This window comes from Paenibacillus sp. Soil522 (genome assembly GCF_001428245.1).
Taxonomy (GTDB): Bacteria; Bacillota; Bacilli; order Paenibacillales; family Paenibacillaceae; genus Pristimantibacillus.
Genome location: NZ_LMRV01000033.1, coordinates 201,705 through 214,286, shown reverse-complemented (window position 1 = coordinate 214,286; position 12,582 = coordinate 201,705). Strand labels below are relative to the sequence as shown.

At 47.6% G+C, this 12,582-nt stretch carries 8 protein-coding genes; 1 reads left to right on the top strand and 7 read right to left on the bottom strand.

The annotated features are described in order from the left end of the window. Positions 1–107 precede the first annotated feature (107 nt). A complete protein-coding gene (locus tag ASG81_RS09710; RefSeq protein ID WP_056632581.1) occupies positions 108–935 on the bottom strand; it encodes a uroporphyrinogen-III synthase in 828 nt (275 codons plus the stop codon). Positions 936–1,181: 246 nt separating this feature from the next. Here ASG81_RS09710 and pdxR point away from each other — a divergent pair, with 246 nt between their 5' ends. After that, on the top strand, positions 1,182–2,612 hold the full coding sequence (pdxR, locus tag ASG81_RS09705; protein WP_056632578.1) for a MocR-like pyridoxine biosynthesis transcription factor PdxR: 1,431 nt from the start codon (positions 1,182–1,184) through the stop codon (positions 2,610–2,612). A 138-nt stretch (positions 2,613–2,750) separates the two neighbouring features. Here pdxR and ASG81_RS09700 read toward each other — a convergent pair whose 3' ends face one another. The 6 genes from ASG81_RS09700 to ASG81_RS09675 all read right to left on the bottom strand — a co-directional run bounded on the left by ASG81_RS09700 (position 2,751) and on the right by ASG81_RS09675 (position 12,543). Next, entirely contained in the window at positions 2,751–5,783 is a 3,033-nt protein-coding gene (locus ASG81_RS09700; RefSeq protein WP_056632575.1) for a glycoside hydrolase family 2 TIM barrel-domain containing protein, read from the bottom strand. A gap of 74 nt (positions 5,784–5,857) precedes the next feature. Then, on the bottom strand, positions 5,858–6,682 hold the full coding sequence (locus ASG81_RS09695) for a carbohydrate ABC transporter permease (protein ID WP_056632572.1): 825 nt from the start codon (positions 6,680–6,682) through the stop codon (positions 5,858–5,860). Beyond that, positions 6,675–7,514 carry a carbohydrate ABC transporter permease gene (locus ASG81_RS09690; RefSeq protein WP_235548808.1) on the bottom strand — a complete coding sequence of 280 codons (840 nt, stop codon included), beginning with the start codon at positions 7,512–7,514 and terminating at the stop codon, positions 6,675–6,677. Before ASG81_RS09690 ends, ASG81_RS09695 begins: the two co-directional genes overlap by 8 nt. Positions 7,515–7,699: 185 nt before the next feature. Further along, complete coding sequence (locus ASG81_RS09685; RefSeq protein ID WP_056632567.1) at positions 7,700–9,001, bottom strand: ABC transporter substrate-binding protein; 1,302 nt, start codon at positions 8,999–9,001, stop codon at positions 7,700–7,702. Positions 9,002–9,186: 185 nt separating this feature from the next. Next, on the bottom strand, positions 9,187–10,962 hold the full coding sequence (locus ASG81_RS09680) for a sensor histidine kinase (protein ID WP_056632564.1): 1,776 nt from the start codon (positions 10,960–10,962) through the stop codon (positions 9,187–9,189). Between the two features lie 3 nt (positions 10,963–10,965). Further along, positions 10,966–12,543 (bottom strand): response regulator transcription factor, encoded by a 1,578-nt coding sequence (locus ASG81_RS09675; RefSeq protein ID WP_056632561.1) that lies wholly within the window; start codon positions 12,541–12,543, stop codon positions 10,966–10,968. Positions 12,544–12,582: the final 39 nt, after the last annotated feature.

Sequence of the window (12,582 nt, the reverse complement as noted above, 5' to 3'; positions counted from 1 at the left end):
GCCATCATGTTATACGAATCTGATCTTGACGAGGCGGAGCTCATCGTGGATAAAATACTGAGAATAGACGATGAAAAATACGACTAGCTTACATCCGCCTCTCCCTCTTATTTGTCAGCTTTCAATCGTTCGTAATATTTCGAAATCGCGATGATCATCGCGCCCATTCGTTCCGTTTCGGGAACGATCATCCGCTCTACGCCATACTTCTTCAAAGCCTGTGCCGTCACTTTGCCGACAGCGGCCGCTAACGTTGAACCGTTGAACACTTGTAACAATGCTTGTATACGGCCTTGTTCCAACGCATAACGAAATAAATACTTCACCTGTTCCCCCGTCGTGAAGCACACCGCATCGACTGCGCCGGCTTCCAGCTCGGTGAGCAGCTGCTCTAACGTACGGATATCAGGAGGCGTATGCCTGTATGGCAGCACCGTGTGCACAAGCGAAGCCCCCTTCTGCCGCAAAAATTGCTCCAGCTCAGGCGCAGGCTCGCCATGAAGCTGAATCCATACCCGCGCGCCTTCAAAATTTCTCGTTTCCAGATTTTTCATAAGACTTACGATCGTTCCATCTTCATCGTTTACAACCGCTTGAAGTCCGTTTCTCTTTAGAAAAGCCGTCGTTTTATAGCCTCTGCTCGCTATTTTCGACTGTGAGAATACAGCAAGCAGCGATCCGCGAATGTCTAATTTTTCGGATGCTTTAACCAAGCTCTCCGCGCCGATTCCCGTAGTCAAAATAATCCAATCCGTCCCCTCGCTTGCGAGCTGCTGCAGAGGCTCAGCGAGCAAGCTCTCATCAAAAACCGTTAATCCTTGAAGAGAACGTACAAGCGGCATACCGCCCTGTTTAGCTATAATGACGCTCATTTCATTCGTTTTCTGAGAACCGGCGATAACAATTCGTTTTCCGATCAAAGCTGCTGTTCCCATAAAGGCTAAACCACCAATCCTCTCTTTATATGAGACTATCATAGATGCCCTGCGCAGCCGCGGAACCGACCAATCCGGGAACAATTGAACCCTCCAATATGATTGCCGCCCTTTTCCTGCGCATTCATATAAATTGGAGGGTCTATCATACTTCCAATTGGATCTGTACATATTAAACCTAATCCGGTACGGTTAACGTATGATCATACACACTCGGAACTATTCGCAAAAAGGTGTTGATAGACAATGTGGAAACCCGACCGTTCAGCTCAAACACCCTTATATCAGCAAATTGTCGAGCATATCGAGCGAGAAATCTCTTATGCGGTGCTACCGCCCGGCAGCATCCTTCCATCTGAACGCAAATTGGCGGAGCAGCTTGGCGTAAACCGAAGCACCGTCATCCAAGCTTATGAAGAATTGCGCGCCTCCGGATTAGTCGAGAGCACCGTTGGCAGCGGGACCCGCGTCAGTCTGACCAAATGGGGGATTTCGCCTACGAATACGCCGAATTGGCGGCAATATACGGAGGGCGGCACTTTTCTGCCCAATCTTCCGCTTATGAGACGCATTCGGGAGGTTACGCTAAACGACGCTTCGATCATTAATATGGCGAGCGGCGAGCTGTCATCCGATTTATTTCCGAACGATATAGTCAACCGAATTTTACGTGAAGAGCCGTTTCATGAGCATCTGGGCTATGATGATCCGCAGGGCTATTCTCCTTTAAGAAAATCGCTTGTGGAATCTCTCAAGCAATATAACGGCATTCAGACGACGGAGTCATCGGTGCTCATCACATCCGGCTCGCAGCAGTCCTTATATTTAATTACGCAATGCCTCTTATCGCCAGGCGATGCTGTTGCGATTGAAGATCCCTCTTACAGCTATTCCTTGCCGATGTTCCAGTCGGCTGGCTTGCGGATTTTTCGGCTGCCTGTTCATGAAGACGGCATCGAGCCGGACGATATAACGAACCTCTATCGGCAGCATCGCATTCGTATGGTCTTTTTGAATCCAAATTATCAAAATCCAACCGGCACCACGCTCAGCAATTCAAAAAGAATGCGGCTATTGAAGATTGCTGCAGATTTGCGTATTCCGGTCGTGGAGGATGATCCGTTCAGCTTAACGGCCTTTGACGATAGCGTACCCGCTCCTCTCAAATCGATGGATACGGACGGCAGTGTGCTCTATATAGGCTCCTTGTCAAAAATAGCCGCATCCGGGCTAAGAATCGGTTGGATGGTCGCCCCCAAATCGGTCATTGACCGGCTAACCGACGCAAGGCAGCAGATGGACTTTGGCCTCAGCATCCTATCGCAATGGGTCGCAGAACGGCTCATTACTTCCGGGTATTTTGATCGGCATCTGCTGCAATTGCGCCAAGCTTTATTTCAGAAGCAGCAAATCATGGTACAAACCTTATGGGATACGCTGCAGGAAAGAGTAAGCTTTGTCCTGCCGCAGGGCGGACTGAATTTGTGGTGCAAAATCAATCAAAGCATTGACGATGCGAAATTGCTGGAGGAATCGATAAAAAGAGGCGTAGTATTCGTACCAGGAAGCGTATACGGCTCGGAGCAAGGTTTTATACGGTTTAGCTATGCAAAACCTAAGCATGAAGAAATCCAAGCTGGAATAACGGCATTCTCGCAAGCTTTGAAACGATTTTGACGGATAAAAGAGGAGAGTGAAGCTGTGGCTTATATTATTATTTTAAGCATTGATTGTTTCTTTAAAATAAAAACAAAAAAGCGGGGCAACAGCCCTGCTTTTTTGTTTTATGGAAGTCATTTCAGTCATTCTGCTTCATTATAAGCGATGAATGATAAATTCAAATGACAGCTCTTGACCGGCTTGGATCAGATACTCATCATGCACTGGCGCTCCCCAGCTGTCGTCACCGCCAACGCCCATTTGCCTGCCCGCTACCGTCACAACGGTATAGTGCACGCTTGGCAGCTCATAATGATGGTAAGCACTTTCCAGCTCGAATGCCGTGTATGGTGAAATGTTGCATTCTACCGGCTGCGCCGCAGGTGCTGTTATACGTATCCCGCGGTCATGGTCATCGGTAATGCTCACGCGGCGGACGCCCGTACGGTTACCCGATTCCTGAGGCACGACATACGCTGATACATTGTCCGCGGCGTTATTTTTGAACACGCCCAGCCTTGCTCCGAACGCACGGTCGATATAGTTTTCCTCCGGTCCCATCGCATACCAATCCAAATGGCAGTAATCGGCCGGCACCTTGAACGATAGGGCAAAAATCGGCAGCTTCGGCAGCCCTTCCGCACCCCCGTAACGCGATTTTACATTCAAGCTGCCGTCTGCAAGAACTGTGTACGCAACGGTCACAAGCAAATCCGGGCTGATGCTGAGCTTGTAACGGAACGTAACTGTGGCACTACCTGCCTGCTCCTCCAATTCAACGCCAACGCATTTGCGCGTTAGGCTGGCTGCGAACCAAGCGCCGGAATCAAAGCCGAGCGAGAAGCCCTTATCGTTATCCGTTGTCGCACGCCAAAATAACGGAGCCGGCGGTATGGCGATCATCTCTCTGCCCGCATAGTTCAACGAAATCAAAGTTCCCGCCTGCTTCGAGAACATGACGCTGAAGTCTCGGCCATGAACACCTATGTTGACATCGCCCTCCACAACACGAAGCGTTCCATCCGGCTTCGCGGACGCAGCACGTCCTTCAATTTGATACACATATTGTCCGAACGAAATTTCATATCCGGATGCCGCCCATAAATTGCCTTCTTTCAAATGGAGCGATACATGCAGGGCATATTCGCCGGGCTCATCGGCAGCAGGAAGCGCTAAAGGCATGTATGCCTCGCTTTGCGCAGCTACGTCAATGTCCGTGCTGCTCCGAAAAATCTCTTTGCCCTCATAATGAAGCACAATCACCAGATCATAGACATCCGTACCTTCGAACAGGTTTTCATTTATGACCTTCAAGCCTTGGCGGTCGGGAATAAGCTTAATGTTCTGGTAGAGGAACTTAACCTCCTGCATCTTCGGCGATTCCTTGCGGTCCGCATAAACAATTCCGTTCGTACAGAAATTGTAATCGGTCGCGCGATCGCCGAAATCGCCGCCGTAGGCGAGAAACTCTTTGCCGTAACGGTCCTTCTTCACAATGACCTGATCGATATAATCCCAGATAAAGCCACCCTGATACATCGCGTATTTCTGCTCCAGCTCCGTATACTTGTGCATGCCCCCTACCGAATTGCCCATAGCGTGCATATATTCGCAGCTAATGTAAGGCTTCTGCGGGTTATCGTTCAAATATTCCTCAATATCGGCAGGCTTAGCATACATGCGGCTTTCCATATCGCTTGTGTCGTTATACTTGCGGTTATGGAATACGCCTTCGTAATGAACAAGCCGGCTGGGATCCGTCTCGCGGAAATAGTTCGATACGTTTAGCAGCACTTCACCAGCATACGCTTCGTTACCGACTGACCAAATGAGAATCGACGGGTGGTTCTTATCGCGCTCAACCATCGAAATCGCCCGATCCATCACGATAGGCTGCCATTCCGGCTTATTTGCCGGGATGTTCCACGACGGCTCGACCGCCCCCATCTTCTGCCAAGAGCCGTGCGTTTCCAGGTTCATCTCATCAATAACGTATATGCCGTAAATATCGCACAGCTCATACCAGTACGACTGGTTCGGATAATGAGACGTTCGGACAGCGTTCAAATTGTTGCGCTTAAGCGTGGAAATATCCCACAGCATATCTTCCTTCGTAATCGCCCGTCCTCTGCGGCTGTTGAATTCATGACGGTTTACGCCCTTGAATACGATGCGCTTGCCGTTGAGATGCATGATTTTGTTGATCATTTCAAACTTGCGGAAACCGACCATCTGCGGAACCGCTTCGACTAGCTTGCCTGCTTGATCATAGACCGTAATATACAGTGTATACAAATAAGGCTTCTCAGCGCTCCATGGCTTCACTTTGCCCGCATCAACGGACAATGACAATGTATCGCTCCCTGACGGTTCCGATGCAGCAGCCGCAATGGTTTGCCCTTCGGCATCCTTCAATTCGAGCTTAACGCTTGACGGCAGCTGTCCCGCCAGCTTCAGATCCGCGCGCAGGCTGCCGTTCGAATAAGCTTTATCCAGTTCGGCATGCACAAATAGGTCGCGAACGTGAACGCTCGGGACGGTATACAAATAAACGTCGCGGAAAATGCCTGAGAAACGCCAGAAATCCTGATCCTCCAGCCAGCTGCCCGTGCTCCTTTGGTATACCTCTACAGCAAGCTTATTCTCGCCTTCACGCAGATACGGAGTAAGGTCAAATTCCGCCGGCGTAAAACTGTCCTCACTATAGCCGACGAATTCGCCGTTCAGCCACAAAAAAAAGGCCGATTCCACGCCTTGAAACGATACATAAACGGGCTTGCCCTGCATATTGTCCGGCACCTTAAAGTATTTCACATAGCTGCCGACCGGATTATGGTCCTCTGGAATGGCAGGCGGACGAATGTCGTTATGCCCGTCCCACGGATACATCGTATTCACATACTGAGGCTTGCCATAGCCCTGAAGCTGTATATGTCCGGGAACTTCGATATCTCTCCAACTATCGCAATCGTAATCCGCCTGGTGAAATCGCTCGGGACGATCAGCAGGCTTCACGGAATAGCTGAATTTCCAGCTTCCGTTCAGGTCATGGCGCAGCGCCATGGGTGCAGACGCTTCTGCTTCCTCTAATGACTCGTAATAGCGGTGATCGGAGTGCGCAGGCAACCGGTTCACTGCAAATATGCTCACATCGGCGAGCCAGCTTATATTCGGCTTTATCCTATTCATTACATGTTCCCCTTAAAATTATTTAAAAGTCAGGTGGCTGCACCCGAAGCGCAGCCACCTGACTTTTCATTTGATTATTTCACCGAGCCTGTCATACCTGCCACAAAATGCTTCTGCATAAGGAAAAACACAAGCGCAGTCGGAAGAGTCGAAATAACGATTGCCGTCATAATAATTCCGTAGTCTGGCGAATAGCTGGAGCCTAAATTGGAAATCAGCATCGGAATCGTACTTTTCTCCGGCGATTGCAGTACGATGAGCGGCCATAAATAGTTGTTCCAGCTCGACATGAACGTAATAATGCCGGCTGCGGCGTAAGTCGTCTTCATCGTAGGCATGAATATGCGGAAGAAAAGGCTTATTTCGTTCAAACCGTCAATGCGGCCTGCCTCAAGCAGCTCCCGCGGAAACATTTTCGTATTTTGGCGGAAGAAGAAGATGAGAAACGCCGTCGTGAAAGTCGGCAGTACGACACCGGACAGCGTGTCGAGGCCGATAAACGGGATCACTTGCGACAGACTTCCGAACATTTGAAAGAGCGGTACCATGATCGCCGCGAAAGGGATCATCATCGAGAGCAGCAAAATGGTAAACACGACATCCTTCGCCTTGCTCCTGTATATTTCAAAGCCGTAGCCGGCTAAGGAGGCAATGACCATGGCCAGAACAGTCGTTGTAATCGAAATTTTTGCCGAGTTCATCAGAGCCGGCACAATATCTACCGTGCTGAACAAGTTATTTATATTTTCGATAAGCTGGCTGCCTGGAAGCAATCTGCCTTTGGTAACGTCAGCCGACTTATTCGTAGAGCTGACAATCATCCATAGAAAAGGAAAGATGGAAACGAACGCAGCGACGCTAAGAAAAATATAAACAAAGACCCGTTTTAATTTATCCATTTTTTTCACCTGCCGCTTTAAACTGTACGAACGCCAATATGATGATCATGACCACGATCGAATACGACACCGTTGCCGCATAGCCGAAATCGGCCGAATATTTGAAGGACAGATTGTAAATATATTGAGAAATGGACATCGACGCATTTCCCGGTCCGCCCTTCGTAATGTTAACGACTTCATCAAACAGCTGCAGCGTACCAATGGTTGATGTAATCGACGTAAACAAAATAATTGGCTTAAGCAGCGGCACCGTAATGCCGAAAAATTGTCTTGTAGACGAGGCGCCGTCGATTTTCGCGGCCTCGTAAATCGAGTGATCGATATTTTGAAGCGCGGACAAATAGAAAATCATGTTATAGCCCGTCCAGCGCCATGTGATTGCAATAATAACCGTCACTTTCGCCCAGAACGGATCGGTGATCCACGCAATCGGACTTGATAACAGATGAAGATTGATCAACAGTTTATTCACAAGACCTTCTGTAGCAAACAAATATTTGAAAATAACGGAATAAGCGACCAGCGAGGTAACGGCCGGCAAGAAAATCGCAGTACGGAAAAATCCTTTAAATTTCAAATTGCTGTCGTTTAATAATACGGATATAAACATAGCCAAAACAATCATGATAGGCACTTGAATAATTAAGTAAACGAATGTGTTTTTAACCGCGGTCAGAAACGTTTTATCGCTGAACAGCCGAACGTAGTTATCGAAGCCGGTAAACTTCAAATTCATTCCCTTACCGGATTTAAACGATAATAGGAGCGCTTGAATCATCGGATAGAAATAGAACGCCGCAATCATGACAACCGCCAGAATGACGAACATCCAGCCGGTCAAGTTAGCTCTCGTGCGAATATTTACGCCAGGCCTCGCTGCTTTCACGGTAGCCCAACCCCTTTCTTTACGGAAATAAAACCTTGGAGACTCCTCCAGCTCCTGCAGTTGGATATAACTTACCATTCAGGAGAAGGAAAAGCCTCAGGTTTTATTTAGTTGCCGTATAATCTGATTTATTTAACTTGTGTTTCAGCTTGCGCTTGAGCGTCGCTTAACACCGCATCAATTTCTTTGCCGCCTAAATAGTTCTGCATCTCAACAACGAGAATATCTTCAACCGCGTACGTATGCATGCCGTAGTTTACTTTCGGGATTTGCTCCGTCCATTTGGCGAAATCTTCAATCACCTTTTGTCCGCCGAAAAATTCGTCAGCTTTCTTATAAGCGTCTCCTGCAGCAGCTGCTTTTAACGTACCGATCGCGCCGATTTCCGTCACAAGCTTCTGATAAAGCTCAACGTCTGAACCGAAGGTTTGCTTGAGGAAATCTGCCGCTGCTTCTTTGCCGTCAACGTTCATAACATACCACGAGCTGCCGCCAAGGTTAGATGCATGCACCGAGTTCGGGTTGTTCGCCAGCTTAGGGAAAGGTACGACAGCCCATTTGCCGGACTGCGACGCTTCCGCTTTAACGGAAGCCGTGATCCAGTTGCCGGTAGGAATTGTTGCGACTTCTCCGCTATTGAATGCGGCCACGAATTGGCTCCAATCCGATGTTACCTTTACAATATCGGCGCCCATAAGCTCTTTATAAGTTTCGAACGCTTCCTTAAGCGCTTCGTTACCCGTAAGGTTAGGCGTTGTGCCGTCATCTTTCAAGTACCAAGAGCCAGCCGATTGGATCATCATCCGAACCAGGCCAAGATCGTTCGGATCCTGCGTAAGCAGCGCTTTGCCAGTTTTAGCTTTCACAGCTTTGCCGATTTCGATAAACTTCTTCCAGTCGATGTCCTGCAGATCGTCAACCTTATAGCCTGCATCTTCCAGGTAATCTTTTCTTACGTACAAACCGGCAACGCCGGAATCGAATGGTACGCCGTACTGCTTGCCGTCCAAGCTTGTCGGCCCGATTTTGTAATCAGCGAAATCAGCCGGATTAATGAAATCCGTTAATTCGAAGAAAGCATCCGGGTAAGCCTGCAAGAAGCTTTGAGCGCGGTAATCTTCGATCAAGACGATTGTCGGCAAGCTTTTTGTCGTGCCTGCGTTCAAGCCTGCGTTCAATTTTTGAATAATATCAGCCTGCGCATTTTCCACAATGTTGACCTTTAATTCGGAATCCGGATTTTTGGCCTTGTAGGCCTCGCTCGCACGTTCCATGGCACCGATATTAAATACCTTGTCCCATGCCCATACGGTAATTTCCTTTGTTCCTTCAGCGGCCGCGCCGCCTTCATTCGGTACATTGTTTTCTTTGCTGGCGCAAGCAGTAAGAAGCACGAAGCTTGCCAACACAATAGCGAGTAATTTTTTCACAACATTCAACCCCTTTAAGTAACTGTTAACTCTTTGGTGAAAGCGATTGCCGTCTTACGAGATTCATTATAACAATCCGTTAAAACGACTCGTTAGCAATATATTTGTGTTGATTTGTCATTCTATTGTTACCTTCCCCATTGCTATTATGTAATTAGAAATTAATTTGTTTATTGGTACTTTTTTTAGGTCCGAAGCAGCGGAAGCCTAATTTTCACTCTCGTTCCCTCGCCAATATCGCTTACAATCGTAACACCGAACTCCTCCCCATAGAGCAGCGCTATACGGTCATGTACGTTACGAATGCCGATCCCGGAGAAGAAGTGGCTTGCACCGATTGGGCTATGGGCATTATTTTCAAGACCGTAGCCCTCCATTCCGACGCCGTTGTCGACTACCTCGCATACCAGCGCATTTTCCTCACGTGAAATGAGTACATAAATATGGCCTTCATTGCGTTCCTGGAAAGCATGGAAGAAGGCATTTTCAATAAAAGGCTGAATGATCAGCTTAGGAATGTGATAACCGTAACAGTCGCCGGAAATGAAATAGTTAACCGTAATCTGCTCTCCGTACCGGACATGATTAATAAAGACGTAGTTTTTCAAATTAACGAGCTCCTGCGCCACGCTGATGGTCTCGCTAATGTTGCTTACCGTATTTTGCAGAAGCGAGATAAGAGCATTAATGGTAGCCCCTGCCTTCTCCTTATTGCCCTGCTGCACCAATATTTTGACGGAGGCAAGCGTGTTATACAAAAAATGCGGATTGATCTGCATTTGCAAAGCCGACAGCTCTGCGTTGCGCTGGTCCTTCTGCGTCTGAATCAGCTTCTTCACATATTCGTTCAGTTCATCAAGCATATAGTTATATGCCTTTCCAAGCTCCTTGATCTCATAGCTGCCCGAAACGGTTGTATAGTTATGGAAATTGTTTTTCGTAACGCGGGACATTTGTCTCGCTAATAAGGTCAATGATTTCGTCAAACGTCTGGAGATGAGAAAAACGATGATAAGTGCGGCAACAACGATTGCCATGCAAATAAGCGCAACGGTTCTGAAATCGACCATCTCGCTCAGCACTTCCTGTTTATCAATGAGATTGACGAGGTAAAAGTCATAAACAGGCAGGTATTCAGAGAGCACCAGGCTGCTTTTCCCCATCACGCTTACCTCTTTGAAACTTAATTTTTGCTGTTCGATTTCTTTGGCGTAGCCGAGCAGGTCATGCTCTGCTTTGCCGATTAGCTCATGACGGTTGCTTGATACAACAACTCCCGACCGATCCAATATGACGACGTCGTTGCCGCTGCTCGTGAAGCTTGCATAAAACCGCTTAAAGTCGCTTTCTCTTATCGCAAAATAAAGAACGCCATACCGATTTCCGCTCGTTCGCTCCATCAGCGCTCTGGAAGCAACAATAACCGGATCCTCATTAGGAGAACCGGTTATATTTTCTTTATCCAGTTGATAGATTAGCCGTTTTGGCTCGACAAGCGTATTGGCGGTCAATTTACTGTTTCTAAGCTTCTCCAATGAATTCGGCCAGTAAAAGCTGTCGGTAGAATGGCTTTTCTTGTTGATGCCCATTATGGTTATCGTGACCGGATAGGCAGCTACATTGGACTGAATCCGCTTCATCTGCTGGCTGGCCTTGTAGTAGCTTTGTACCGAGGAGAGCGAGTCAATATCCGGTTTCGTCAGAAAGCCTTTTATCGCGCCGTTCTGCAGCACATTATTCGAAGCCGTAACGATGGAATAGTTGAACGACTCGAAATTCGCTTGAATTTGGCTGATGATCTTGGAGTTCGTAATGCTGAACGTATTCATAAACAACCGCTCCGACATTCGAATCGTGACAAACGAGGTGAGCAGCGATACTGAAATAATGCTTACCAGCGTGACAATAAACATTTTGATAAAAAGGCCGTGATATTTAAATTTGTCCAATAAGCCTCTCATAACCTAATCCCTCTTCATGCCCATGTATTGTTTTCGGTAATGGCTCGGCGACAAGCCGGTTAATTTCTTGAATACCTTCGTAAAATAACTGTGATCCGAATAGCCGACCATTCCGCTAATTTCGGAGATGGACGCCGTCTCTTGCTGCAGTAGCTCCGCTGCCTTCTCCACCCTGATCTTGTTCAAATATTCACTAAACCCCTCCGTATTATGCGAGGTGAAATAGCTCGATAAATACGACGGATTAAAGTGAAAATGCTTCGCTATTTCCGTCAGGCTGAGCGGCTCGGCATAATGCTGGCGAATATAATCAAGCAGCAGCGCCATATTCGGATTGCTGCCAGCTGTCCTTTTCGACTCGATCACAGCATTTGCTTCACTTATAAACGTCTCGAGAAGCGACATGGCCCCGCTGACATGCTTGGATTCGCTAATGGATTTGAAGTAAGCATATTTAGCTTCCTCCAGCTTCCTCATTTCCATGTCATGACGGGCTAACATAATCGTAATATTAAAAACAATGTTTCCCAAAAAAGACTTAAACGCGTATACATCGGTTTTATACTGGCTGGAGGAGCGATGTACATATTGCCGAAGCTCGTTAAACGCTTCTTCGAACTGCCGCCTGTTCATTAGCTCTGTAAACAGATTCATATTAAATTTCAATTCCTCATCCGAGACTGCAGGCAGCTCGCCATGAACAATTAATGGAGTGGATGCAGGCAGAAAGTAGCGGTATGCGTTTATTTTGAGGAAGCTATCCTTGTAATTCGTTCCCAATTGCCTCAAATCGGTAAATGCCTCGCCGATCGTCCAGCCGATCTCAGGCAGCTGCTCCCTCGAACTTGCAGCAAGCTTCCGGGCAATTCCGGTCAAACGATCCATTTCACTTTTATCCAGATTAATAAGCACGGCAGCCAAGCCAGGTTCAGCCGGAACAGGAAAATATACCGCTTGCTCCAATCCGGCATCGAGCGCTGCAGTTATATTATCGAGCCATTGCGATGATGTATGGTGATCCTTGCTTTTTCCCGGCAGCTGCTTCAAATCGGCTCCAAGCAGGCAGAAGCTGCTATGGGGAAAAGCTTCTGCGATTACTGAGCTTTCAGCATCGACCTCATAGCCGGATATCAGCTTATCGATGACAAGCTTAATGGAGATGCTGCCATCGTCGTTTGATTCGACAAGCTTCAAGGATGGAATTTTCCGGGCGGTTCGCTTCAAAATTTCGAGCAGCTGCACAGCTTCAAGCTTAGGCTTTAATATATAATCCACTACTCCGCTTTGGAAGGTTGACCTCACGTAATCAAATTCCCCGAAGCTGCTTAAAATGATCACTTCGATCTCCGGGAAGCGCGCCTTAACTGTACGGGTCAGCTCCTCTCCGCCCATCACGGGCATCACGATATCGGTAATCACAATATGCGGCTCCATACGCTCGATCTGCTCCAGCGCCTCTTTGCCGTTTGAAGCCTCTCCCACGATCTGAAATCCCTCATGCTCCCAGTTCAGCAAATGCTTAATACCCTGTCTGACTAATAATTCGTCATCTACAATAAGAACGCGACAAGAAATGGCCATTCCCTAACCTCCGCTATATAAATCTCTTTTCTTGTTCCT